Here is a 23,901-nt window from a genome sequence, read left to right as displayed (position 1 = left end):
CGTGGCCCTCAGGGTGTGGAGAACTAGTGAGCGTTTGAGGGGTCTGGGATGCGGTCAGTGCACGACATGGGGGTGGTGAACACCGGAGAGGTTGCGGAAGCGCGGGTGCCTGTGTCGGTTGGGGCGCCCTCAGGTCATCGAGCTCCCGCCCCCCAGCTGGCTGAAACCGCGACGGTGAGTTTTCAGACCGAGCTTCCCGAACCGCTCCAACAGGCCATGCGTCGTTTCATCGAGCGACACCCCAACTGGGACCACTACCGCCTGGTGCAGGCCGCACTGGCTGGCTTTCTGGTGCAGAACGGGGTCAGCTCCAGGTCGATCACCCGTCTCTATGTGGGCAACCTTTTTTGTCGACAGTCTTTGCTTCAGGACGCCTGAGTCCGGCAGCTGGCCATCAGTACCAAGGCACTCAAGGGAATGCTCACGAGCAGCCCGAGGCAGGCACCCATCAGTCCCACGGCATTGAGCCCGAGAAGAAGGCCGATCAGGGCCAGCACCTTGAGGCGGTTGCTATTCACCAGGCGCCTGCTGTGCTCCATGGCGGCCAGAGGTCGATGCCGGTGATGGACCAGCAACGGGAAGGCCAGCAGCTGCCCGGCTGTCCAGCCGCTCAGAGCAAGGCCGCCAGCGAGCAGCGCCGCTCCAGCCAACACGCCGCTCTGGGCGATCAAGAGGGCGCTCAGTAGCTTCAGGCCGGTCAGTCCGCCGGCCAGGATCAGCAGCTCGAGCAGCAGCAGTGCTACGCCCTGACGCCAGAGCCACAGCCTTGTGATGGGTTGGGGATGGTTGTGGCCTTCAGGAGTGGCTCCTGACCCTGGGAGCAGTTGATCCGCCAGCTGCAGCAACGCCATGGCGGGAGCGATCGGCAGCAGCAGACTGCAGGCCACGAGCAGGTGGCCCAGGCTCGCGATCAGGGGCCAGCCACTGCGTTGCATGTCGCTGGCCAGCACCCCTGGTCCCATCAGGGTGATCAGAATCAAGGCCGCCAGACCCACACAGCGCCAGGGGGCTTTGCCGAATCCGATCCAGGCCCGTGGCAACACCGTGGCGAGCGGGAGGACCTCCCTTCCGCTGGGCACCGCGCCGTTACTGGAGCTCGCCAAGGCGTTGCAGCAGATCCGTGGCGATCGCTTCGGGCACCGGCAGGATGGAGAGGCGGTTGCCGCGCCGCACCACCGCCAGATCGTCGTCGCTGTAGGTGTTGCGCAAGGTCTCCAGGCTCAAGATCGCGCTGAAGACCCCCAGATAGCGGAGCTTCACGCAGTCCCAGCGTGGCGACTCCGGTTTGGAGGCCGGATCGTGATACTTCGAGTTCGGATCGAACTGGCTGGGATCCACCAAGCCGGTCTCCACGACTTCCATCAGCCCCACGATTCCTGGTGGTTTGCAGTTGGAGTGATAGAAAAAAGCACGATCGCCAACGTTCATGCTGCGCATGAAATTGCGAGCTTGATAATTGCGGATGCCATCCCAGAGGGTGGTGCCTTCTCGGGCCAGATCCTCGATGCTGTAAGCATCCGGCTCACTTTTCATCAGCCAGTAGGCCAAGGCGATGTCCGTTTCCTGAGCAGAGGTTAGGTGCTCAGCTGCGTGGCAATCAGCGTGCGGAAATGGTCGCCTCGTGCCTCGAAATCGCTGTATTGGTCGAAGCTGGCGCAGGCCGGCGACAGCAGCAGCGTGCCCGCGCGCAACTGATGGCCGAGTTCGACGGCGATCGGCACGGCTGCCTCAAGGTCGTCGCAGCGTCTGATCTGGCCGGGGTAACCGCCGGAGCTGAGGAGGTTGGCGAGTTCCTCGGCGCCACTGCCGTACAGCACAACCGCGCAGCTGCGTTCGCCCATCAGGGTGAGCCATTCGCCCGCCTCACCTTGTTTGGTCTGGCCCCCGGCGAGCACGACCGCTGGCCTGGGCACGGAGCGCAGCGCCACCACGGCCGCATCGAAATTGGTGGCTTTGCTGTCGTTGAACACCTGCATGCCCTTGAGCTCTCCCAGCCGTTCGAGGCGGTGGGGCACCCCCGGGAAGGTGCGCAGGGCCGCGGCGATCACCTCGGGTTCCAGCCCCGCCTCCAGGGCCGCGGCGGTCACCATCAGCAGGTTCTGGCGGTTGTGATCTCCTGGCATGGCCAGTGCGCTGGCTGGAAACAGGGGGCCTCGGCGCCTGCAGTGAACAATGCCCATGGCATCGCACCAGAGATCAGCGGCCGTTGCTCCGTCGCCAGCCCCCTCAGCACTGATCCAGAGGCCGTGGTCCCAGCTCGCCCGCTGGCTGCGCAGGTCGGAGTCATCGGCATTGAAAATGCGAATCTGCGAGCGCTCGAGCAGCCCCCGTTTAATGGCGCGATAGGCCTCCAGCGTGCCGTGCCGTTCCAGGTGATCGGGCGTCAGCGTCGTCCAGATGCCGATGCGAGGGGCCACGCTCGCGGCAGCTTCGATCTGATAACTGCTCATTTCCATCACCAGCCAATCCGGGGCTGCAGGGTCTCCACCGTTGGGCGCCACTGCACTCAGGCTCAGGGCCAATTCAGCGGCGGAATGGCCCACGTTGCCTGCCATGGGGGCGTGCAGCCCGCCTGAACTGAGCACGTGCTGCAGCAGTTGGGTCACCGTGGTTTTGCCGTTGGTTCCGGTGATGCCGATCCAGGGCGTTTCGTTGAGGGACTGCCAGGCCAGGGCCATTTCGCCGATCACGGCCACGCCCTGCTGCCGCAAGGCGTCCAGGGTGGGGTGATTCCAGTCGATCCCAGGACTCACCACCACCGTTTCGAGGTCGTTGAGCCATGGCGCGAAACTCGACAGGGTGAGCGGACGACCGAGCTGCACCTCGATCCCCTGATCGATCAGATCTCTGGCTCGCCGGGTCTGGCTGTCACCTTCAAGCCGTTCCAGCACGGTGACGGTTTTCCCCTGCGCCCGCAGCAACCGTGCCGCTCCGATTCCCGAGCGACCCAGACCCACGACCACGGTGCGCGTCATGATGGAGCTGGATCGTGTTGAAAGGAAGTGGGCGATACTGGAATCGAACCAGTGACTCCTACCGTGTCAAGGTAGTGCTCTACCTCTGAGCTAATCGCCCTCTCGTCGCATCGAACACTGCGAGAGGCGTGACCAGCAGTTGCACTGCTGTGAGAGTGAACCTAGCAGTTGAGTGGTGATGAGGTCTCATCGTCGCTCCATCTCCACCCGCCATCGTTCACGCTTGGTGAGCGTCAGCGACAGCACCTCGACGCTGCCTCGGTTCTGGAGCTGCAATCGGTCGCCCACTTTGAGCTCCCTGCTGGCCTGACGGATCGGCTCCCAATTCAGGCGCAGCTGCCCCGATCGGATCTCCTGGCTCACCTTGCTGCGGGACAACCCGAAGCCGGCTGAGGCGATTGCATCGAGTCGGCAGGACGCCTCCACGCTGCTGAAGCGCTTGATGGCGCGGCGCACCGGCAGCTGAAGAGCATCGATCGGCATGGTTTCGCAGTGGATCTCCACGTCGCGCAGTCGGCCCTGTCGTCCGTTCAGGCGATCGGCGGCCTCCGGAGTGCAGAGCAGCTGGGCGCCACGATCGCCACGGATCCAGACGTCGCCGAGTTGCTCAGGGGCACCGCCCAGGGGGGCGAGTGCCCGGCGGATGTCGGCGGGAACAATCGGGTCAAACAGGAAATTTCCCTCCACCGTTAGCCCCACAATCGGAGCTGGCTCCTGCGCTTCCGAACCCGGTTCAAGGTCGGGATCCCGTCGCTGGCAGAGCAGGCGACAGCGCTCAGCGCCGGGGTATCCACCCTCTCGCCGCCAGGACAGTTCGGTGAGGCTGGAGAAACGGTCGAAGGCCTCCTCCTGTAAGGGGGCCTCCAGAAAAGGGCTCCACTGGGGCTGCCAGGTGCGCAGCACCGCCTCCGCCTGATCGAGCAGGCGTTCAAGGCCCTCCCGGTTGCGGGCCCCCTGCAGCAGTTCGGCGCGGGGGAGCATCAGAGTTCGCTGAGGCGCACCACCTGCAGGGGACGGGCGCTCTGCAGCAGCTGCCAGGGCGGTTCAACCCCGCTCGGGGTTTCCAGCAGCAGCAGCCAGCGTCTTTCCTCATGGCGATTGCGCAGGATGCGCACGCCGTCTTCGTTGTCGGACGGCACGCTGGCGGCGGCGGCATAACTGCCCATCAGGCCTGAGCCCAGTCCCAGCAGGCCCCCCACGACCGGTTCTCCCCAGGGGCCCAGGGCCGAGAAGGTCTCCAGGTTGGTGATCTGGGTGAAGGTGAGGCCAGCGAAGAAGCCGAAGGGCATCAGCCAGCGGGCCATGGACCGTTGGCGCCGTTGGCGGGCCAGACTCGGATTGAGCAGATCCACCTGATCCATCGCCACGGCAGCGGCGTTGTCCTCCCCCTCCGGTGCCACGAGCAGACATTGGCGCAGGGGGAACGGTTCAGCATCCAGTCGTTGCCTGAGGCTGGTTGCGTCCTTCAGCTCCTTCAGCACCAGCACGCAGACCGGCATGACCATCCCCTCGCCAATCGCCAAGTCTCGCCTGTGGGCCGCTGTGTCATGGTCCGCTGCACAACAGGAGCTTTGCGAGCCGCTCTCTACAGTGAAGGGTGGCTGTGTTCCGCCGGTTGATGACGAAAGTTCTGGTTTCCGATCCCATTGATCAGGCGGGGATCGACATCCTTGGCCAGGTGGCACAGGTGGATCAGCGCACCGGTCTCAGCCCCGATGAACTGAAGGCGATCATCGGCGATTACGACGCCCTGATGATCCGTTCCGGCACGCAGGTCACCGCCGACGTGATCGCTGCCGCCGATCGGCTGCGCATCATCGGCCGCGCCGGCGTTGGTGTCGACAATGTCGACGTGCCGGCGGCCACCCAACGGGGTGTGCTGGTGGTGAATTCACCGGAGGGCAACACCATTGCGGCGGCGGAGCATGCCCTGGCCTTGCTGCTGTCTCTGTCCCGCCATGTGCCTCAGGCCCATGCCTCGATGCGGGAGGGCGCCTGGGATCGCAAGAAATATGTGGGGAACGAGCTCTACAAGAAAACCCTCGGGGTGGTGGGGCTCGGAAAAATCGGGTCCCATGTGGCCCGGGTAGCCAAGGCGATGGGCATGGATGTGATCGCTTTCGATCCGTTCATTTCCGCTGATCGGGCTCAGCAGATGCAGGTGCGACTCACCCAGCTCAACGAGCTGTTTCGCACGGCCGACTACATCACCCTGCACATTCCGCGCACTCCAGACACCGAGAACCTGGTGAATGCGGAGTTGCTGCGCAGCATGAAGTCCACCGCCCGCCTTGTGAATTGCGCCCGGGGCGGCATCGTCGATGAGGCGGCCATCGCTGAGGCCATCAACACCGGTGTGATTGCTGGGGCTGGTCTCGACGTGTTTGCCAGCGAACCCCTCGCGGTGGACTCTCCGCTTCGTGCGGTAGAGAGGGGTCTGGTGCTCACGCCCCACCTGGGTGCCTCAACCGAGGAGGCTCAGGAGAATGTGGCGATTGATGTGGCCGAGCAGATCCGTGACGTCTTGCTCGGTCTGCCCGCCCGCAGCGCCGTCAATATTCCCGGTCTCAGCGCTGAGATCATGGAGCGCCTCAAGCCCCATCTTCAGCTGGCGGAAACCCTCGGTTTGCTGGTGAGTCAGCTCTCGGGCGGCCAGGTGCAAGAGCTGGAGGTGCGTTTGCAGGGCGAGTTTGCCGAGCATCCTTCCCAGCCCCTGGTGGTGGCGGCCCTCAAGGGGCTCCTCTCCAGCGCCCTTGGTGAGCGCATCAATTATGTGAATGCCGCCCTAGAGGCCAAGGGACGGGGCATCCATGTGCTGGAGATCAAGGACGATGCCAGCCGCGATTTTGCTGGCGGATCCCTCCAGCTCACCACCCGTGGCGGACAGGGGGGACACAGCGTCACCGGTGCCGTGTTTGCCGACGGCGATCTGCGGGTCACGAGCATCGACGAGTTTCCGGTGAATGTGCCCCCAAGTCGGCACATGCTGTTCACCCGTCACCGCGACATGCCCGGGATCATTGGCCACCTTGGCTCCCTGCTCGGTGAGCACAACGTCAACATCGCCTCCATGCAGGTCGGCCGGCGGATCGTGCGGGGTGATGCGGTGATGGTTCTGAGCATCGATGATCCGATCCCCCCCAGCCTTCTGGCCACCATCCATGCCATCAACGGCATCCAGGAAGCCCATCCCGTCACCCTCTGAGCCGGCCTGATGTCTGTGTCTGTGCCGCTGCGCTGGTGGCGACTGTCGCTGCCGCTGGCGCCTGAGCTCGAGGAGTCACTTCTTTGGAAACTCGACAGCCTCGGCCTGCAGCGTGTGTCGGTGGAGCATGCGCCGGAGCACCCCGACCAACGCACCCTTCACCTCTGGTTGCCGGCGCCGGAATGGCCTGAGCCCGAACGGGTCGCTCTTCTGGCCAGCCTTGAGCCGCTGGCGCGCACGTTCGATCTCGCCCTGGCCGACCCCGTGTGGTGCGAGCTCGACGATGAAGACTGGAGCCTCACCTGGAAGCAGCATTGGGAGCCCGATCCCGTGGGAGCGACGCTGCTGATCCTGCCGGCCTGGCTGGAGCCACCGGCGGAGCAGGCCCATCGCTTGGTGCTGCGCATGGATCCAGGCAGTGCCTTCGGCACCGGAAGTCACCCCACCACCCGCCTTTGCCTGGAAGCGCTCGAGCAGCAGCCCCCTGACGGGCTGCGGGTGGCCGATCTGGGGTGCGGCAGCGGCATTCTCGGTTTGGCGGCCCTGGCGATGGGCGCCAGCACGGTCTTCGCCGTCGACACCGACTCACTGGCCGTTCGCGCCACCGCTGAGAACGCCCGTTTGGGCGCTGTGCCGGCCGAAAGGTTGGTGGTGCAACAGGGTTCAGCCGATGTGCTGGCGGCACTTCTGGAGGGGCAGCCCGCCGATCTGATGCTGTGCAACATCCTCGCGCCGGTGATCGAAGCGCTGGCGCCAGCATTTGAGTCTCTGATCAAGCCCTCCGGTCGCGGTTTGCTCAGTGGCTTGCTGCTCGAGCAGGCGCCCCGGCTCTCCGCCGTTCTGGAGGCGTTGGGCTGGCAGGTGACCGATCAGGTGGCGCAGGGGCGCTGGGGCTTGCTGGAGATCCGCCGAAGGATTTCTTGATAAGAGGGGCTTATCAGAGCAGTGGCTTTGATTGGGCTTGAGAGATTTGCGTCAACGAACCGGCTGGCTGACCCCTCGGCCGATGTAGATAGGTGCAGTCCTGCAGGTCCGGGCTCTCGGTTCCTGCACACCCCAACCAGCCATGGCTTCCTACAAGGTCACTCTGATCAATGAGAGCGAAGGTCTGAACAAGACCATCGAGGTGCCCGATGATCAGTACATCCTCGACGCCGCTGAAGAGCAGGGAATTGATCTGCCCTATTCCTGCCGTGCCGGTGCCTGCTCCACCTGCGCCGGCAAGATCACCGCTGGCACTGTGGATCAGTCCGATCAGAGCTTCCTGGATGATGACCAGATCGAAGCCGGTTTCGTGCTGACCTGCGTGGCCTATCCCACCTCCGACTGCACCATCAAGACCCACGCCGAAGAAGAGCTCTATTGAGTTTCGGCATCACCTGTCAGCCACAGTCTCGGCAGTTGAGCCTTCGCCACCCCTCGGGGTGGCTTTTTGCTGGCAGCATGCCAGCCTTGCCTTAGCTCGGTCTGGTGCTCCTATGACGGCAGCGTGCTCGACAGCTGCCTCCGCTGCGGAGGTGACGACCGTTCTCGACCACGGCAGTGTCCACACCAGCCCTGGGGGGCAGTACAGCTTCAGGGTGATTGGTCCCTGTTGTCGTCTGTTTGACCGGGAGGAGTTGCCCTGGCCCTGTTGTCGTCTGGTGTGGCGCAGCAAGGAACCGAGCTGGCGACGGGTTGGTCGGCGTTTCGTTCCCGATCTGGCCGCCCGCCGCTGTCCGTCGTACGCCGTTGAGTTGCTGCAACCGGGCTCCCGGCCCACGACCACCGTGCTGACGTTGTTTTCGATCCGCTTCAGTGCTGAGCTCCAGGAATGGTGGTACAGCCGGCATCCGCGCTCCTTGGATCCCGGCAACGCGCTGCCATAAAAAAACCGCTCCGGTTCCGGAGCGGTTGTCGATGGCTGGAAGGCAGATCAGAAGTAGATCTTGCCGCCACCCCACTGGTTGCCCTGAACTTTGGGGGCCACAAGGATGTAACCAGCGATCAGGCGCAGGTCATCGTCGTTGAGATCACGCATCTGCACGAACAGATCGCTGCTGCGCATGCTGGGATGCACGTCGGCGATGCTGTACTCGCCGTCGTAAGAGGTGGGGTCTTTCATGTAGTCGACCAGGCTGTCGACGTTGTCGCGGGCCGGAGTCGCCAGGGCGAGAGTTTCAGGGTCCAGCCCCACGTTGTGGTTGGTCTTGGTGATCCCACCGGCATGGCAGGTGCCGCAGCTGGTGTTGAAGATCTTGCGGCCGGTCTTGATCTCCTGCTCGCTGAAGGTCACCTGATCGCCGCTGGCATCGGCTGGGACCGTGAGGGTTTCAGCATCCCATTGGGCTGCAAGCGCTGGGGAACTGAACGCGAGTCCGATCAACACAGGCAGCACGAACAGCAGCCGGCTCACGGACCGTCGCAGGGAGAAGAAAAGAGAGGCCATGGAGGACGCCAGGATCTGACGGGTACACCGCACCAGGCTCTTGTATCACGGGGGGGTGGTCCCCTGGACTGCTGCAGGCTCAGCTGATCATGAACTGTTGCAGCGTCGCCTTCGCCGCAGCTGGTCAGTCCCGCGGGCAGACGTCTAGGGAAAGAAAGTCCTTCGCCAGAACCGTGTTGGGGAAGATCGCCCGCGCCTCCGCCAGCAGGTCATCGGCGTTGATGGCATTGCCGGGGGCATAGCGGGGGCTCAGGTGGGTGAGCACCAGTTGCTGCACACCGGCTTCCGCCGCGGTCTGTGCGGCCATCGTGCTGGTGGAGTGTTGGCGCTGAAAGGCCATCTCCGCCTCCCCATGGGAGAACGTGGCCTCATGGATCAGCAGATCCGCTCCCCGGGCCAACGCCACCGCTGCTTCACAGAACACGGTGTCGGTGCAATACACCACGCTCACGCCGGGGCGTGTCGGGCCGCACAGCTGGCGCCCATCGATCCGGCGGCCGTCGTCGAGGCTGACCGTTTCTCCTCGCTTGAGGGCGGCGTAGATCGGGCCTGGGGGGATGGCGAGGGCCCGGGCCTGATCCACATCGAAGCGGCCGGCCCGGGGCTTCTGTTCAATGCGATAGGCATAGGCCGGCACGCGATGGGTCAGCGGCGTGGTGCGCACGATGATGTCGTCGTCCTCCAGCAGCACCGTGCCGTTCTCGGCCGCCTCCCGGACGCGATGAACCGCCAGGGGGTAGCCGATCCGGGTGGAGCTGGTACGCAGCACTCCCTGTAGGTAGGCCTCGAGCGGATCGGGGCCATACAGATCGACACCGGCGCTGCTGCCGGCCAGGCCGAGGCTGGCGAGCAGGCCGGGCAGTCCGAAGACATGATCACCGTGCATGTGGGTCACGAACACCCGGCGCAGTTGGGACAGGCGCAGATCACTGCGCAGAAATTGGTGCTGCGTGCCTTCCCCGCAGTCGAACAACCAGAGCTCTGAGCGCTGGGGCAAGCGCAGGGCCACGGCGGAAACATTGCGGGCGCGGGTGGGAACGCCGGAGCTGGTGCCGAGGAAGGTGACCTGCACGGTCTGCTGCGCTCAACGTTCAAATCTGCCATGCACCCTGGATGACCCTGGACGGGGGCGGCACACTGGGCTGCCTTCGTTGATGACGGTCTTGTTCAGGCCGCTGCCCTCCCTTGCCCTCGGCCTGCCGGCGGCTCTGCTGGCGGGGCTGGCCGGGCCGCCTGCCGTGATCGCGGCTCGCGAACCGGAGATGCGCGTGTTGCTGCAGCGGGCCGACCAGGTGACGCTGCGGGCTGATGCGGCCCGTCCTCTCCGGGTGCGAGGCGGTGGCCTGGATCGCTTGGCGCTGCAACGCCTGGAGGTGCGCCTGATGGATGGGCGCCTGGTGCTGGACTTTCAGCCGCAGGGGGATCCTTCAGGGCCGCTGCAACGCCGGGAACTCTCCGCCAGCACGCGGCTGAGCTTGGAGACTGATGATCCCCGCGGGATCTGGCTGGCACAGCGGCGTTATGGCGGCGTGCTGAATCTGACGGTGCATGACCGCCAGATTCAGGTGGTGAACCAGCTGGGGATCGAGGCCTACCTCGCCAGCGTTGTGGGCAGTGAGATGCCACAGGATTGGCCGATGGCAGCCCTGCGGGCCCAGGCGGTGGCGGCTCGCACCTATGCCCTGCGCCAGCGCGGCAAGGCGGGAGGTTTCGATGTGAAGGCCACCGTGGCCAGCCAGGTGTACCGCGGCCTCGAATCCGCGACCCCCAGAACCGAGGAAGCCGTCGACAGCACCCGTTCCCTGGTGATGGTGCATGGAGGAAAGCTGATCAATGCGGTGTTTCACAGCAGTTCCGGCGGAGCGACCGAGGCGAGTGGTGAGGTCTGGCGTTCCCAGTTGCCCTATCTGGTGAGCGTTCCGGACCACGACCAGGAGAGCCCGGTGCACCGTTGGCAGGCCCGCTTTGATGCGACACAGCTTCGTCGCGCCTTCGGGGAGATCGGGGGGGCGCGCTCCTTTCAGGTGTTGGCCACCAGTTCCACGGGGCGTGTGCGCCTGCTGCGGGTGAAGGGGCCTGCCGGCTCCCTGAAACTCAGTGGCCGGGAGCTGCGCCAGCGGCTCGGCCTCAAGAGCACGATGGTGGAATTCGCCTGGCTTGATGGCGAGCCGGAGGATCGACAAGCCACTGGGCGCATCGATGGCACCCGCTGGGTGGGTCTGCTGCGCGATCCCGACGGTGAAGGGGGTGATGAGGCCCTGGTGCCGCCACCGGCCCTACCTGGCTCAGTGGTTCAGCCGCAACCGGTGCTGGAGGTGCGTGGTCGCGGTTTTGGCCATGGTGTGGGCATGAGTCAGTGGGGGGCCCGGGCGCTGGCGGAGCGTGGAGCCGATTTCCGCCAGATTCTTCAGCATTACTACCGGGGCATTCAGATCAGGCCTTTCCGCCCCAGCGATGATCCTGCGGTGGCGCTGGGCCCTGTGCTCGAGCCAGCCTGGAGGGGCTGACTTCCGCGTCGCGTTTGCTGTGCCCTCGCCATCGGTGTCGTTTCGACTGGTCTCCCGCCCCGACCCGCTTCAGTTGATCGAGGCGGTCGTTGACCACTGGGAAAGCCGGCTCCGGGAGCGGTTGGAGATTCGGGAGCCGAAACCGTTGGGGCTGGCCACCGGGCGGACGATGGAGCCCTTTTATCGGCAACTGATCACGCGTCTGCGGGGATGGACGGAGGCGGAACGGCAGCGCCTGATCGAGGGGTGGTTGAGCTTCAATCTGGACGAGTATGCGGGGTTGGACTCGGGTGCTGCCGCCAGTTTCGCCGCCACCATGCAGCGCTGCCTGGGGGATGCCCTGGGCCTTTCGGCCGCTCAACTCCGCTTGCCCGATGGAGCGGCGCCCGATCCGGATGGGGAAGCCAGGCGGTATGCCCTGTCCTTGGAGCGGGCCGGGGGGCTGGGCGTGCAGTTGCTCGGCCTGGGCGGCAATGGCCATGTGGGCTTCAATGAACCCCCCTGCGGGGCAGACACTCGCTGCCGGGTGGTGCAGCTCAGCCATGCAACGAGAATTCAGAACGCTGCTGCCTTTGGCGGTGATCCCCAGCGGGTGCCGCCGCAGGCGATCACGCTTGGCATCGCCGAGATCCTGCAGGCCGAGGAGATTCACCTCGTGGTGACGGGGGCTGGCAAGGCGTTGATCCTGGCGCGTTTGCTCCGCGGTGACGCCACACCCGACCTGCCCGCCAGCTGGCTCGGCTCCCATCCGCGTGTGCATCTCTGGGCTGATGCGGCGGCCCTGTCGGCTGACGCCGTCAGCGGGATGTGAGGCTCGCCTGAACCGACTCCGGAATCTCCAGATTCGTGCTGACGCTGCTGACGTCGTCGAGAGCCTCTAGCCCCTCCAGCAGCTTCAGGCATTGGTGTGCTGTCTCGGCGCGATCCACCACCGCTGCGGTGAGGGGGTGCCAGGTGTGCTCCCATTCGAGAACGACCCAGCCCCTGTCTCGCAGGCCATCCTGCAGGGCCTCCAGCGCCTCGAAGCGCCCATGCACCACGGCTTCTTGGCCATCGCCTTCGAGCTGGTAACCCTCCGCATCGAGCTCGAGCAGCCCTTCCAACAGGGCATCCTCCTGAATGCCCAACGGCCTTCCATCCTGGTGCGGCTTGGCGGCGATGCGCACCTCGCTGCGATGGTCGAACAGATAGCTGACGCATCCCGACTCACCAAGGTTGCCGCCGTTTTTGCTGAAGGTGAGACGCAGGTCAGCGGCCGTGCGGTTGCGGTTGTCGCTGAGGGCCTCCACCAGCACCGCCACGCCCCCCGGGGCATAGCCCTCGTAGCGCATGCTCTCCAGTTCGCTCCCGCTGCCTCCCTGGCCGGATCCCTTGGCGATCGCCCTTTCGATGTTGGCGGCAGGCACGCCGGCCGCTTTGGCCTTGGCGATGGCCGTGCGCAGCTGAAAGTTCCCCGCCGGATCCGCACCTGCTCGGGCCGCCACCGTGATCTCCCGGCCGATCCGGGTGAACACGGCACCGCGTTTGGCATCCACCACGGCCTTGGTGCGCTTGATCTGTGCCCATTTGCTGTGGCCGGCCATCGTTGCCCGAGCGTTGTTCTCCTCGACCCCGCAGATTACGGGCGGGTCCCGGGTCGGCTTCAGCCGTGGGCGTCGAACACCACCTTCGGCCTCAAACTGCCGGGTTGCTCGTGCAGCCCCAGTCCGAGCATCTGGCCGTCTGGAGCCAGCACCACCACCGGCCCCGCGGCGATGTTTGGATCCAGGCTCAGGCGCCGCCCGCAGCGCCAGTCCTCCACCTCGGCTGCCGTGGTGATGCGCGTCGGGCGATCCTGAAGTGCCCGCTGGGGCTCGATCAGGGGCGGTGTCGCCGAGGCTGCGTCGAGGGGGAGAGGAGCCGCCTGGTCGATGCTGAAACCAAGGGCCTGCAGCCGCCGCAGGCGTGCCAGGCAGCCGCCGCAGCCGAGTTGCTCGCCCAGATCTCTGGCGAGGGAGCGGATGTAGGTGCCAGCGGAACAGTGCACCTCCAGCGCCAGCTCGCCGGAGTCGGGATCCCAGTCCAGGAGCGTCAGGCGATCGATGCGCACCTCGCGGGGGGGGAGGTCCATCGTTTCGCCACGCCTGGCGCGGGTGTGGGCCCGCACGCCATCCACATGCACTGCTGACACCTGGGGGGGGCGCTGCTGGATCGTGCCTCGGAAGGCATCCAGTCGTTGATTCAGATCATCGCGGCTGAGTCGGGGCCAGGGGTGCTCCTCCAGCAGGTCACCGTCGAGGTCATCGCTGCTGGTGCGGCGTCCAAGCTGAATCGAGCCCACGTAGGTCTTGGCGCCCGGCAGATAGGGAAGCAATCGGGTTGCCGGCCCAATCGCGAGTGGCAGGACGCCGGTCACGGCTGGATCCAGGGTGCCGCCGTGACCGACCCGACGGGTGCCGAGACAGCGGCGTAGGCGGGCGACGCAGGCATGGGACGTCAACCCCGCCGGCTTGTCGATCACCACGAAGCCGATCGGATTGACGCCCTCCCGATTCACTGGCCCTCACGCTCCATCCGCTCAAGACTGTGGCACTCAGCACCGCCGCGTAGGTTGCTCCCACCTGATCGAAATCGGACATGCAGCAGGTCAGTCGGTCCGCCGCTCTTGATGTGGAGGCCTTTCGCGCCGATGGCTTTGACCTGCGCCGCCATCTCTCCCGCTTCCTCGATTGTTCCCTGATCGAGTTGGAGGCGCGCCTCCCCGTCGGGACGGACGATCTGGCGGCACTCCATCCCGGTGCGTTTCAGCCGGAGGATGCAACCACGTTCTACGAAGATACGGTCGGGACCGGTCATCTGCTCGAGCTGGCGGCCTGGCATCTGACCAGCGCCGACTACATCGCCGACACCCTGCGCCTGCAAGAGCAGTTCGCCCGCGGCCATCTGCTCGACTTTGGTGGTGGGATCGGAACCCATGCCCTGGCTGCGGCAGCTCTGCCCCAGGTGGAGCATGTGTGGTTTGTGGATCTCAACCCCCACAACCGCCAATTTCTGCAGGCCCGTGCCGCAGCGCTGGGCTTAGAGCATCGCCTGTCGGTGCATCGCGACCTGGCCAGCTGTCGGGGTCAGCGCTTCGACACGGTGGTGTGTCTCGATGTGCTGGAGCACCTACCCGACCCTTCAGCCCAATTGCTGGAGTTTCATCGCTGTCTGGCTGCCGATGGCACCGCCTTGCTCAATTGGTATTTCTTCAAGGGGCACAACGGTGAGTACCCCTTTCACTTCGATGACCCTGCCTTGGTGGACCAGTTTTTCCGCACCTTGCAGGCCCACTTCCTGGAACGCTTCCATCCCTGGCTGATCACCACCCGGGCTTACCGTCCGCTCTAATCGCCCGTTGAATTCAGCGCATGCCCCGGCATTCCGGTTCCAGTCGGCTCCTGTTGCGCCTGATTGTGATCAAGAAGGTGGTTCTGGCGCTGGCCTTGCTGCTGGTGAGTCTGGCGGCCCTGGTGGGGAGTCGCCAGTTTGATCAGCTCTCTCACTGGGCTGATGTCTGGGGACAGGCCAACCGTGAGTTGTTGGTGCAGGCTGCCGATCGTGCCGAGTTGCTCGGGCCGAGCCGTCTGGGGAGGCTGGCCGTGCTCAGTGGCGTGTATGCCGCCCTGATCCTCTTGGCGGCCTGGGCGACCTGGGTGGGGCGGCATTGGGGGGAATGGCTGCTGGTGGCGGTCTTCGTGATGGCTCTCCCGCTGGAGGTTGGCCATCTCCTCCATGAACAAAGCCCCAGAACCGTGTTGGTCCTGGGGCTCACCGTGTTGGGTTTGGTGCTGACGTTGCGTCAGGCCACCGGCGGTTTCAGCTGGCGGTCGCCACGCTGATGCGCTTGCGATTCCGCAGGCCGCGACGGATGGTTTCGAAGGTCACCACACCATCAGTGAGGGCGAAGAGAGTGTCGTCCTTGCCCTGGCCCACGTTGAGACCGGGAAGCACCGAGGTGCCGCGCTGACGGATCAGAATGGAGCCTGCGGTGACCGTTTCGCCGCCGTAGGCCTTCACACCGAGACGTTTGGCGTTGGAATCGCGGCCGTTGCGTGTGGAGCCTGTGCCTTTCTTATGAGCCATGGGGTGGGAGAGCGGTGGGGTGGAACGTAGGGCTGACGATCAGCTGATGGCCTTGCCGCCCACGGAGATGGACTCAACCATGACACGGGTGAGCTCCTGTCTGTGGCCATTCTTGCGCCGGGTCTTCTTCTTCGGGCGCATTTTGTAGACGATCACCTTGGGGCCGCGGCGATGATCCATCACCTTCAAGGAGACGCTGGCATCTTTCACGTAGGGCTGGCCCACGGTGGTGCCCTTGGAATCCTTCACGAGAAGCACGTTGTCCAGTGTCACGGTCTCATCGACCGCAGCCTGGAGCCGATCCAGGTCGTAATAGCGGTTGGGTTGAAGCCAGAATTGCTGGCCGGAAGCCTCAACGATGGCGTAGGTCTCGGGATTTGGGTCTGCCATGGGCGGAAAAGGACGCAATCAGGCTCGGGATTCGACGGTCATCACTCAAAGGTGTTGGTCGAAGCGCGATTCGGCCTGAGTCGCAATCGAAAGACAAACAAAGATCTTCACCTTTCGAGGTTCCCTCCGTCAAGATTCAGCGTATGGACCCCTGTTCTGCTGGATGACCGGCCCGGCCCTCACCATCGCCCTGCTGCTGAGGACGTCGCCATTGATCGAGACCTGTCGGCAGTGGTTGTCTGGTAACCGTTACACCCCGGTGGATCTGGGGCTGAGTGGTGATGCCACGGATTTGCGCCAGGTCCTGGAGGGGCAGAGGGAGGCGGTGGATGCGGTGGTGATCGAGCAGTCCCTGCTCACGGCCGAGGTGCGCCAATCGCTTCTGGAGGCTGGTCTGCTGTTCCCAGCCGTTGTAGTGGGGGAGGTGATGGGCCATGTGGATTACCACCCGGAGGAAGTGCATCTGCCGGTGGATCAGCTCGAGCAGCTTGGTTACAACGTGGATGCGGCCATCTCCCGCTTCCTGCGGCATGGGCAGCGGGAAGACCGCCCCATGGGAGGCACAGCGGTTGATGTGGAGGGGGGGGCGGCGGTCGAGGCGAGTGCCTGGCGGCTCACCAGTCGGCTGCAGGAACGGCTCGGCTACCTCGGGGTCTTCTACAAGCGCGATCCCTCCCGCTTTCTCGCTCATCTCGCTCCCGATGAGCAGGCCGAGTTGCTCAAGTCGTTGCAGCGCACCTACCGGGATCTTCTGCTGAGCTACTTCCGGGACCCGGCGGCTGCCAACCAGGCACTCGAAAGCTTTGTGAACACCGCGTTCTTCGCTGATCTGCCGATCACCCGCGCCGTGGAGATTCACATGAATCTCATTGACGACTTCTGGAAGCAGCTCAGACTTGAAGGGCACAAGAACGATTTCCTGCAGGACTACCGCCTGGCCCTGCTGGATGTGATGGCACATCTCTGTGAGATGTATCGACGTTCGATTCCGCCGGATGTGTCCCTGTCCTCCTCGGTTGCTTCCCAGCCCGCCGGGTCGCCTTCCGTTACCAATCAGGAGATGTCCTCATGAGTGCTCGCAAGACCAACATCCTCAAGCTCTACGTCGCTGGGAACACTCCAAACTCGATGCGCGCGCTCAAGACGCTGCGCAACATCCTCGAGACCGAGTTCCGAGGGGTTTACGCCCTCAAGGTGATCGATGTGCTCAAAAACCCCCAGCTGGCTGAGGAGGACAAGATCCTGGCCACGCCAACCCTGTCGAAGATCCTGCCGCCGCCGGTGCGACGGATCATCGGAGACCTCTCCGATCGGGAGCGGGTGCTGATCGGACTCGATCTGCTCTACGACGAACTCTCCGACAGCGGTCTGACCTCTTCGCTGATGGATGCGTTGGAGGACGCCGACACAGACGGCACAGATTCTTAAGCACTGCCGTGTTGATCCTGAAGAACCGCTCAAATCTCCTTACCGTTGCAACAGAACCTCGGTGTTATGCAGATCTCCAGCTCCAGCAGCTCACCCCAGATGCAGGTGCAGAAGCTCCCCACCGGGATCGAGGGCTTCGATGATGTGTGCCAGGGCGGTCTGCCAATCGGGCGCAGCACCCTGATCAGCGGCACCTCCGGCACCGGTAAAACGGTGTTCTCGCTGCATTTCCTCCATAACGGCATTGCCCACTTCGACGAGCCGGGCATCTTCGTCACCTTTGAGGAGTCTCCACTCGACATCCTTCGCAATGCCGCCAGCTTCGGTTGGAATCTCCAGGAGATGGTTGAGCAGGACAAGCTCTTCATTCTTGATGCCTCCCCCGACCCCGACGGCCAGGATGTGGCGGGCAGTTTTGATCTGTCGGGTCTGATCGAGCGCATCCACTACGCCATTCGCAAATACAAGGCCAAACGGGTGGCGATCGATTCGATCACCGCGGTGTTCCAGCAATACGACGCTGTTTTTGTGGTGCGTCGCGAGATTTTCCGTCTGATCGCCAGGTTGAAGGAGATCGGTGTCACGACCGTGATGACCACCGAGAGAATCGATGAATATGGCCCGATCGCACGTTACGGCGTGGAGGAATTCGTTTCCGACAATGTGGTGATTCTCCGCAATGTTCTAGAAGGCGAGCGCCGACGCCGCACCGTTGAGATCCTTAAACTCCGTGGCACGACCCACATGAAGGGAGAGTTCCCCTTCACCATGGGGGCCCATGGCATCAGTATCTTCCCGCTTGGTGCCATGCGTCTCACCCAGCGCTCCTCGAATGTGCGCCTCAGTTCGGGAGTGCCCCGCCTCGATGAGATGTGCGGTGGTGGTTTCTTCAAGGATTCGATCATCCTGGCCACCGGTGCCACCGGGACCGGTAAAACCCTTCTGGTGTCGAAGTTCGTTGAGGATGCCTGCCGCAGCAAGGAGCGAGCCATTCTGTTCGCCTACGAGGAATCACGCGCCCAGCTCCTGCGGAATGCCACCAGCTGGGGAATCGATTTCGAGCAGATGGAGCAGGATGGCTTGCTCAAGATCATCTGTGCCTATCCGGAGTCGACAGGCCTGGAGGATCACCTTCAGATCATCAAAACGGAAATCAGCCAGTTCAAGCCGTCGCGGATGGCGATTGATTCCCTGTCTGCCCTGGCCAGGGGCGTGAGCCACAATGCCTTCCGCCAGTTTGTGATCGGTGTCACCGGTTATGCGAAGCAGGAAGAGATCGCCGGCTTCTTCACCAACACCTCCGAGGAATTCATGGGGAGCCATTCGATCACCGATTCCCATATTTCCACCATCACCGACACGATCCTGCTGCTGCAATACGTGGAGATTCGCGGTGAGATGGCCCGGGCCCTGAATGTCTTTAAGATGCGCGGTTCCTGGCACGACAAAGGCATCCGTGAATTCGTGATCACGGGCAATGGCCCCCAGATCAAGGATTCGTTCTCCAATTTCGAGCGAATCATTTCCGGTGTGCCTCACCGGGTCACCACAGATGAACGCAGTGAGCTCTCCCGGATCGTGCGCGGGGTCACCGCTGACGACTGAGGGGGCTCAACCGCTCAGCTCCTGTTCCAACAGTTCCAGTTCTTGCCGTTTGCGTCGGTCCGACTGAAGCTGCAGTTCATCCTGATCCGATTGGGCCAGGGCCAGATCGAACCAGAAGGTGGTGCCAACCTCTGGTTCGCTGGCCATGTGGATTGTGCTGCCATGCTTTTCGACGATGCCTCGCACGATGGAGAGCCCCAGGCCCGTTCCTACCTCGGTGTGCACGGCATTCTCGACGCGATAGAAACGATCGAAAATGCGTTGTTGATCCGCTTCGCTGATGCCGAAGCCGGTATCGGCCACTTCGATGCGCACCCTGGGCAGGGGTGAGATCAGGTCGCAATGGGGAGCGCTCTCCTCTTGCCGTGCTGCTGGCATCCAACAGCTGTCGGGCCAGGTGTAGGCGCGCAGCATCAGCACACCTCCCTGGCGGCTGAACTTCAGGGCGTTGCCCACCAGGTTGTCGAGCACCTGAAGCAGCAGATCCCAGTTGCCAAGGATCTCCGGCAGTTCGACAGGCACATCCAGCCTCAGGCTCACCTGCTTGTCGTCGGCATTGAGCTTGTAGTTCCTCAGGGTCTGCTCCAGGGCCGGTGTCAGCGCCATGGCTTCGAACTGCACCGGTCGGTTCGACTCCAGGCGCGAGAGGTCGAGCACATCGTTCACCAGTCGTGTGAGCCGATCGGTCTCGGCGTTGGCGACACCCAGAAACTCCTTGGTTTCCTCCTCGCTGAGCTGGTCGCCCATGTCGTGGAGCGTTTCCACGTAGCTCTTGATGTTGAACAGCGGTGTGCGCAGTTCATGGGACACGTTGCTGATGAACCGGCTCTGGGCTGCGTTCAGTTCCACTTCTCTGGTCAGGTCCTGAATGGTGACCGCGATTCCCTTCAGGCTTTCGCCGCTGGCATCGCGCACCGACTGCAGCACGATCCGTAGGGTTCGGGATGGATCGTCGATGCTGCAGCGGAGGTCTTCGCTGTCGCTGATGCCGTTCAAGAGAGCATCGAGGGGAGCATGCAGTTCGATCGCCAGAAGGTGGGGCAGTTCATCGAGCAGCTCCTGACTTTCAAGGTTGCGCCCCTCCCAGCGAAACAGCCGGCGGGCGGTGGGATTCGCCAGCACGATCCGTCCTTCGGCATCGAGCAGCACAGCGCCATCGGCCATCGTGGCGATCAGGGACGCTTGCTTCACCTGGGCGGCGGTGAGCTCCTCGATGTTGGCGGCGTCGTAGGCCTGCAGCTGGGCGGCCATGGCATTGAAGCCATCCAGTAGTTCCCCCAGTTCTCCACTGACTGGCAGGGCAATCCGTGCCTCGAAATCACCGGAGGCGATCGAGCGGACGCCCCGCAGCAGTTCCTTCACCGGTCGGGTGATCGTGAGGGCGTTGAACACAGCCCCAAGGATTACCAGCACCCAGATCGAGATGAACACCGCCACCGTCACCTCGCGGGTGAGGGCGGCGCTGGCGAGAGCGGTTTCGTTGGGATTCACCCCCAGGGCGAGGATGCCCAGGTAACGCCCATCGCGCACCAGAGGCACGAACACATCGGTGACCTGACCCTGGGGGGTGAGGTGCTGACGCACCAGAGGGTTCTGGGGTCGGTTGCGCAGACCCGCCGGTAGCTCAAGCCGTCGACTCAGCTGCAGGTCATTGGGCGTTTCCTGACCGCTGCCGCTGATCGGAATTCCCAGATACACGATGCCCTCGGGGTCGGCGAAGAAGATGTAACGCAGGCTGCGGCTTGATCGCCAGAAGGATTCGGTGACATTGGCCAGTTCGCGGTCGCGGCCCTCCGCCACCAATTCGCTCACGTTCCCGGCCAGGAGCAGACCCAGATCCCTGGCGTAACGCGTGTCATTCATGACGGCGTCGCGCTGGATGCCGTTGAGGGCGAAGAAGGTGATGCCTGTCATCATCAGGCTCACCACCAGCGTCGCCACCGACAGCAGCTTCGTTTGAAGACTGAATTCGGCCCACCACAGCCGCACCTTCCCCCACCAGCTCGTTGCGGTGGATGCGGCGGGGGAGCCGGTTGCGGATGCTGCTGATGCGCTGCTGGCCATCGCGCTGGGGCGCTCCGACGCAGCCTAGGCCTGCCGCACCTGATGACCGATGTCCTGACGCAGTTGCATGCCCTCGAAGCGCACCTGCTCCAGGGCGCGGTACACGGCGGAGAAGGCCGCATCAAAGTCGTCAGCCTGCGCCGTCATCGTCAGGACCCGTCCGCCTGCGGTCAGGAGTTGACCATCGGCGGCTAAGCGCGTGCCCGCATGGAACAGTTGCCGCTGGTCTGACGAAGCCAGGTCCCCCTCAATCACATCGCCCTGGCGCGGCTGTTCCGGATAGCCCGCCGCTGCCGCCACCACGCCAACACTGCAGCCTTGGTGCACCGTCAAGGTCGGGGCGAGATCCAGCCGTCCCAGGGCACAGGCCTGCAGCACCTGCGCCAGTTCAGGCCCCATCAGCGGCATCAGGGTCTGACATTCGGGATCGCCGAAGCGGCAGTTGAATTCGATCACGCGCGGGCCGTCGGCCGTGAGCATGAGCCCGGCGTAAAGGACACCGCGATAGGCGATGCCCCGGGCCTGTAGGGCCGCGACCGTGGGCTCCAGAATCTGGCGACGCACCTGGTCCAGGCCAGTGGTCTCCAGCAGTGGCGCTGGGGCGTAGGCCCCCATCCCACCGGTGTTCGGCCCCTGATCGCCATCCAGCAGGCGTTTGTGGTCCTGGGCAGGCGGCAGAAGCACGAGCCGTTCGCCATCACAGAGGGCGAACACAGACACCTCTGGCCCCTCCAGTCTTTCTTCCAACACCAGGCGTTCGCCGGCGGAGCCAAAGCGACCATTGAAGGCATCCCGGATCGCCTCCTCCGTGGCCGCGATCGACTCCGCCACTGTCACCCCTTTGCCGGCGGCGAGACCATCGGCTTTCACCACGAGGGGGCGCCGTAGCTGCGCCACCAGTGCCAGACCCTCCTCAGCACTGGTGACGGTCCAGTGTCCGGCGGTGGGAATGCCGGCCTCAAGCATCAGCTGCTTCGCCCAGGCTTTGCTGGCCTCCAGCTGGGCACCATCAGCTCCTGGTCCGAACACCGCCAGCCCCGCGGCCCGCAGCGTGTCGGCCAGGCCGGCCGCCAGAGGCGCCTCGGGGCCGATCACCACCAGATCGATCCGATGCTGCTGGCACAGCGACAGCAGACCTTCGGCATCGCTGGCCGCCGTGTCCAGGCGCTCGCCGAAAGATCCGCCATTGCCCGGACTGATCCAGACCTTGTCCACTCCAGGGCAGCGTTCGAGCGCCCAGCAGAGAGCCTGTTCGCGGCCTCCATTGCCCACGACAAGCAACCGCGCCAGCGATGGCAGGGGCTGGGGACGGGATGGTGAGAGGGCCATGGCAGCGGGAACGATGGGGGAAGCCCCCTTAGGTTTGAGTGGTATCGCCGGGGCGTTCGCGTCGCAGGGCGAACGGTTTCCATCTTTGTTGACGGCCGCCCCATGGGGATCCATGCCCTGCCCCTGACGCTGTTGCTTGCGGCCCAGCCCCTGCCCCAGACGCAGGCCCAGAGTCAGCCCGAGCCTTTGCCGATGGGCGAGGTGGCCTACCAGATGGCGTTGCTGGAGGGGGGTATCCCCGAGTTGCAGCTGGCCTGTGCCGATGCGGCTCGTTTCAATCTCAAGCCACGCCTCCAGGCATTGAGGGATCGTTTGATGCTGGTGGCCCCCGCGCCCCAGCCCTTCCCCGTGGTGATGGCCAACGCCAGGGCTCTGTTGACGTGCAAGGCTCCGGCCAGTGCCCAGGTGGTGCTGAATCGCTTCGGGCCTGGGCCTGGTCAGCAGCGCCGTCAATGGTTGTTGCTCGACTGGAGAGCCGCATCGGCGAGCCTTGACCATCGGCGCGCCGCCCTGGCGCTGCGGCGGCTGGCCAATGGCGATCTCGCCAGCCTGGACCAGGAGCAGCTTGTGGTGGGTGTGTCCGAGGACGGCCAACCGCTGACCCGTTCGGCCCTCGATCTGCTCGCTGACCATGAAGCGGCTTCCGGGCAGTTGGATCGCGCCGCTGCAGTCCTTCTGGCTGGTCGAACACCTGGGGTCGTGGCCGCACGCCGTTACGGGCTCGTGGCCGAATGGCTGCAGACCCTCGGTCAACCCAGCAGCGACGCGTTGCTCGAGGCGGCCCTGGACCAGGCGGCCGCCGACCAGGCCTGGTCCACGGCCGTTGATCTGTTACGCCTGCAGTTGCGCCTGAATCTGCAGGCTGGCGGCGATGGGAGCCGGGCCCGGCAGCGCTTGGAACGGTTGTCGCGTCGGTTGGATGACCGCTACACCCTGCTGCAACGTTCAGACGTTGATCCCGATGCACTGGATCAACAGTTGCGATCGCCCCGGCAGCCAGGGGGCCACGCTGCCCTGGGAGAATCAAGGCCTGCCGGTTCTCCGGTGATCGCCCCCTCCCCCAGCCCATGAGCGTTTCCCCCGGTCCCCTGCTCTACGAGGGGAAGGCCAAGCGTGTGTATGCCTCCCCGCTGGACGACACCGTGCTGGTGGAATTCAAAAATGACGCCACAGCCTTCAACGCCTTGAAACGTGAGCAGCTGGACGACAAAGGGCGGTTGAACTGTCAGATCTCGGCTCGGTTGTTTGAGCTTCTGGAACGTGCCGGAATTCCGACGCACTATCAGGGATTGGCCGGCGACACCTGGATGGCGGTGCAGCGGGTGCAGGTCATTCCCCTGGAGGTGGTGCTGCGCAACGTGGCCACAGGTTCGCTCTGCAAACAGACTCCGATCAAGGCGGGGACGGCGTTGGAGCCAGCCCTGCTCGACCTGTATTACAAGGACGATGGCCTCGGAGATCCTCTGCTGACGGAGTCCCGGCTCGAGCTGCTGCAGCTGGTGAGCCGGGAGCGACGTCTGGAGATGGAAACCCTGGCGCGGCGCGTGAACGCCGTGTTGGTGCCCTTCTTTCGGGATCTGGAGCTCCAACTGGTGGATTTCAAGCTGGAGCTGGGGTGCAATCGCAGCGGCGAACTGTTGGTGGCCGATGAGATCAGCCCGGACACCTGCCGGCTCTGGGACCTGGGCACCCTGGATCCACAGGACCGCATCCTCGACAAGGATCGCTTTCGCCAGGATCTCGGTGGGCTGATCGAGGCCTACGGGGAGGTCTACAAACGGGTCCAAGGGTGCTGCCCCAACCCCCGCAACTACAGGTAAGGTCTGCGGACGTTTGCGGCCGAATCGGCCGACCGCTGCCCTCTCC

At 64.3% G+C, this 23,901-nt stretch carries 27 protein-coding genes and 1 tRNA gene; 14 read left to right on the top strand and 14 right to left on the bottom strand.

All coding sequences use genetic code 11. The features are described 5' to 3' along the window. The first annotated feature begins 66 nt into the window (after window positions 1-66). A complete protein-coding gene (locus tag SynWH8101_RS11305; protein WP_254428123.1) occupies window positions 67-378 on the top strand; it encodes a DUF2811 domain-containing protein in 312 nt (103 codons plus the stop codon). Here SynWH8101_RS11305 and SynWH8101_RS11300 read toward each other — a convergent pair. The 6 genes from SynWH8101_RS11300 to SynWH8101_RS11275 form a co-directional block, all read right to left on the bottom strand. Continuing rightward, window positions 366-1,103 carry a hypothetical protein gene (locus SynWH8101_RS11300; RefSeq protein ID WP_370586996.1) on the bottom strand — a complete coding sequence of 246 codons (738 nt, stop codon included), beginning with the start codon at window positions 1,101-1,103 and terminating at the stop codon, window positions 366-368. The two genes, SynWH8101_RS11305 and SynWH8101_RS11300, sit on opposite strands and share 13 nt — an antisense overlap. Continuing rightward, the gene (locus SynWH8101_RS11295) at window positions 1,087-1,548 is read right to left on the bottom strand and encodes an EVE domain-containing protein (RefSeq protein ID WP_174719518.1); all 462 of its coding nucleotides are present in this window, start codon (window positions 1,546-1,548) and stop codon (window positions 1,087-1,089) included. The genes SynWH8101_RS11300 and SynWH8101_RS11295 overlap by 17 nt, the downstream gene beginning before the upstream one ends. A gap of 26 nt (window positions 1,549-1,574) precedes the next feature. Next, a complete protein-coding gene (gene murD / locus SynWH8101_RS11290; protein ID WP_130129849.1) occupies window positions 1,575-2,975 on the bottom strand; it encodes a UDP-N-acetylmuramoyl-L-alanine--D-glutamate ligase in 1,401 nt (466 codons plus the stop codon). Between the two features lie 28 nt (window positions 2,976-3,003). Next, window positions 3,004-3,075 (bottom strand) — tRNA-Val (locus SynWH8101_RS11285). A gap of 86 nt (window positions 3,076-3,161) precedes the next feature. Beyond that, on the bottom strand, window positions 3,162-3,956 hold the full coding sequence (locus tag SynWH8101_RS11280; protein ID WP_174719517.1) for a photosystem II S4 domain protein: 795 nt from the start codon (window positions 3,954-3,956) through the stop codon (window positions 3,162-3,164). Continuing rightward, window positions 3,956-4,474 carry a hypothetical protein gene (locus SynWH8101_RS11275; RefSeq protein WP_130129847.1) on the bottom strand — a complete coding sequence of 173 codons (519 nt, stop codon included), beginning with the start codon at window positions 4,472-4,474 and terminating at the stop codon, window positions 3,956-3,958. The genes SynWH8101_RS11280 and SynWH8101_RS11275 overlap by 1 nt, the downstream gene beginning before the upstream one ends. 119 nt (window positions 4,475-4,593) lie before the next feature. Here SynWH8101_RS11275 and serA point away from each other — a divergent pair, with 119 nt between their 5' ends. The 4 genes from serA to SynWH8101_RS11255 all read left to right on the top strand — a co-directional run bounded on the left by serA (window position 4,594) and on the right by SynWH8101_RS11255 (window position 8,048). Further along, window positions 4,594-6,180 (top strand): phosphoglycerate dehydrogenase, encoded by a 1,587-nt coding sequence (serA, locus tag SynWH8101_RS11270; RefSeq protein WP_130129846.1) that lies wholly within the window; start codon window positions 4,594-4,596, stop codon window positions 6,178-6,180. Between the two features lie 9 nt (window positions 6,181-6,189). Continuing rightward, on the top strand, window positions 6,190-7,104 hold the full coding sequence (prmA, locus tag SynWH8101_RS11265) for a 50S ribosomal protein L11 methyltransferase (RefSeq protein ID WP_130129845.1): 915 nt from the start codon (window positions 6,190-6,192) through the stop codon (window positions 7,102-7,104). A 142-nt stretch (window positions 7,105-7,246) separates the two neighbouring features. Further along, window positions 7,247-7,546 carry a ferredoxin gene (locus SynWH8101_RS11260; RefSeq protein ID WP_007101676.1) on the top strand — a complete coding sequence of 100 codons (300 nt, stop codon included), beginning with the start codon at window positions 7,247-7,249 and terminating at the stop codon, window positions 7,544-7,546. 112 nt (window positions 7,547-7,658) lie between these two features. Next, the gene (locus SynWH8101_RS11255; RefSeq protein WP_130129844.1) at window positions 7,659-8,048 is read left to right on the top strand and encodes a hypothetical protein; all 390 of its coding nucleotides are present in this window, start codon (window positions 7,659-7,661) and stop codon (window positions 8,046-8,048) included. 47 nt (window positions 8,049-8,095) lie between these two features. Here SynWH8101_RS11255 and psbV read toward each other — a convergent pair whose 3' ends face one another. Both psbV and SynWH8101_RS11245 read right to left on the bottom strand, forming a co-directional pair. Continuing rightward, window positions 8,096-8,608, bottom strand: a complete 513-nt coding sequence (gene psbV, locus SynWH8101_RS11250; protein ID WP_217350134.1) for a photosystem II cytochrome c-550 — start codon at window positions 8,606-8,608, stop codon at window positions 8,096-8,098. 124 nt (window positions 8,609-8,732) lie between these two features. After that, entirely contained in the window at window positions 8,733-9,680 is a 948-nt protein-coding gene (locus SynWH8101_RS11245; RefSeq protein WP_130129842.1) for a ribonuclease Z, read from the bottom strand. 82 nt (window positions 9,681-9,762) lie between these two features. Between SynWH8101_RS11245 and SynWH8101_RS11240 the strand changes: the two genes are divergently transcribed. Then, window positions 9,763-11,115: a SpoIID/LytB domain-containing protein gene (locus SynWH8101_RS11240; RefSeq protein WP_130129841.1), complete on the top strand. Its 1,353-nt coding sequence runs from the start codon at window positions 9,763-9,765 to the stop codon at window positions 11,113-11,115. Beyond that, complete coding sequence (locus SynWH8101_RS11235) at window positions 11,063-11,926, top strand: glucosamine-6-phosphate deaminase (RefSeq protein WP_174719516.1); 864 nt, start codon at window positions 11,063-11,065, stop codon at window positions 11,924-11,926. The genes SynWH8101_RS11240 and SynWH8101_RS11235 overlap by 53 nt, the downstream gene beginning before the upstream one ends. Here the strand turns inward: SynWH8101_RS11235 and SynWH8101_RS11230 are convergent. After that, window positions 11,913-12,698 carry a YebC/PmpR family DNA-binding transcriptional regulator gene (locus SynWH8101_RS11230; RefSeq protein WP_130129839.1) on the bottom strand — a complete coding sequence of 262 codons (786 nt, stop codon included), beginning with the start codon at window positions 12,696-12,698 and terminating at the stop codon, window positions 11,913-11,915. The two genes, SynWH8101_RS11235 and SynWH8101_RS11230, sit on opposite strands and share 14 nt — an antisense overlap. Before the next feature lie 59 nt (window positions 12,699-12,757). Beyond that, entirely contained in the window at window positions 12,758-13,651 is an 894-nt protein-coding gene (truB, locus tag SynWH8101_RS11225) for a tRNA pseudouridine(55) synthase TruB (RefSeq protein WP_130129838.1), read from the bottom strand. An 80-nt stretch (window positions 13,652-13,731) separates the two neighbouring features. On the opposite strand from truB, the gene SynWH8101_RS11220 reads away from it, so the two are divergent. Together SynWH8101_RS11220 and SynWH8101_RS11215 are read left to right on the top strand one after the other, a co-directional pair. Next, a complete protein-coding gene (locus SynWH8101_RS11220) occupies window positions 13,732-14,484 on the top strand; it encodes a bifunctional 2-polyprenyl-6-hydroxyphenol methylase/3-demethylubiquinol 3-O-methyltransferase UbiG (protein WP_130129837.1) in 753 nt (250 codons plus the stop codon). 20 nt (window positions 14,485-14,504) lie between these two features. Then, a complete protein-coding gene (locus SynWH8101_RS11215; protein ID WP_130129836.1) occupies window positions 14,505-14,975 on the top strand; it encodes a DUF2127 domain-containing protein in 471 nt (156 codons plus the stop codon). On the opposite strand, the gene rpmA is transcribed toward SynWH8101_RS11215, so the two are convergent. Together rpmA and rplU are read right to left on the bottom strand one after the other, a co-directional pair. Then, complete coding sequence (gene rpmA, locus SynWH8101_RS11210; RefSeq protein WP_130129835.1) at window positions 14,953-15,219, bottom strand: 50S ribosomal protein L27; 267 nt, start codon at window positions 15,217-15,219, stop codon at window positions 14,953-14,955. The genes SynWH8101_RS11215 and rpmA overlap by 23 nt on opposite strands. A gap of 39 nt (window positions 15,220-15,258) precedes the next feature. Beyond that, the gene (rplU, locus tag SynWH8101_RS11205; RefSeq protein ID WP_130129834.1) at window positions 15,259-15,609 is read right to left on the bottom strand and encodes a 50S ribosomal protein L21; all 351 of its coding nucleotides are present in this window, start codon (window positions 15,607-15,609) and stop codon (window positions 15,259-15,261) included. Between the two features lie 163 nt (window positions 15,610-15,772). Between rplU and SynWH8101_RS11200 the strand changes: the two genes are divergently transcribed. The 3 genes from SynWH8101_RS11200 (at window position 15,773) to kaiC (ending at window position 18,642) form a co-directional block, all read left to right on the top strand. Continuing rightward, on the top strand, window positions 15,773-16,681 hold the full coding sequence (locus SynWH8101_RS11200) for a circadian clock protein KaiA (protein ID WP_130129833.1): 909 nt from the start codon (window positions 15,773-15,775) through the stop codon (window positions 16,679-16,681). Further along, window positions 16,678-17,037 (top strand): circadian clock protein KaiB, encoded by a 360-nt coding sequence (gene kaiB, locus SynWH8101_RS11195; protein WP_130129832.1) that lies wholly within the window; start codon window positions 16,678-16,680, stop codon window positions 17,035-17,037. The genes SynWH8101_RS11200 and kaiB overlap by 4 nt, the downstream gene beginning before the upstream one ends. A 66-nt stretch (window positions 17,038-17,103) precedes the next feature. Continuing rightward, a complete protein-coding gene (kaiC, locus tag SynWH8101_RS11190) occupies window positions 17,104-18,642 on the top strand; it encodes a circadian clock protein KaiC (RefSeq protein ID WP_130129831.1) in 1,539 nt (512 codons plus the stop codon). Between the two features lie 6 nt (window positions 18,643-18,648). On the opposite strand, the gene SynWH8101_RS11185 is transcribed toward kaiC, so the two are convergent. Both SynWH8101_RS11185 and purD read right to left on the bottom strand, forming a co-directional pair. Next, a complete protein-coding gene (locus tag SynWH8101_RS11185) occupies window positions 18,649-20,706 on the bottom strand; it encodes an ATP-binding protein (protein WP_130129830.1) in 2,058 nt (685 codons plus the stop codon). A 24-nt stretch (window positions 20,707-20,730) separates the two neighbouring features. After that, window positions 20,731-22,035: a phosphoribosylamine--glycine ligase gene (purD, locus tag SynWH8101_RS11180; protein ID WP_130129829.1), complete on the bottom strand. Its 1,305-nt coding sequence runs from the start codon at window positions 22,033-22,035 to the stop codon at window positions 20,731-20,733. A gap of 102 nt (window positions 22,036-22,137) precedes the next feature. On the opposite strand from purD, the gene SynWH8101_RS11175 reads away from it, so the two are divergent. Further along, window positions 22,138-23,106, top strand: a complete 969-nt coding sequence (locus SynWH8101_RS11175; RefSeq protein WP_130129828.1) for a hypothetical protein — start codon at window positions 22,138-22,140, stop codon at window positions 23,104-23,106. After that, window positions 23,103-23,855 carry a phosphoribosylaminoimidazolesuccinocarboxamide synthase gene (purC, locus tag SynWH8101_RS11170; protein WP_130129827.1) on the top strand — a complete coding sequence of 251 codons (753 nt, stop codon included), beginning with the start codon at window positions 23,103-23,105 and terminating at the stop codon, window positions 23,853-23,855. The genes SynWH8101_RS11175 and purC overlap by 4 nt, the downstream gene beginning before the upstream one ends. Window positions 23,856-23,901: the final 46 nt, after the last annotated feature.

The organism is Synechococcus sp. WH 8101, from assembly GCF_004209775.1.
GTDB lineage: Bacteria > Cyanobacteriota > Cyanobacteriia > PCC-6307 > Cyanobiaceae > Synechococcus_C.
The sequence above is the reverse complement of the archived record's forward strand: the minus strand, read 5'-3'. Positions and strand labels throughout refer to the sequence as shown.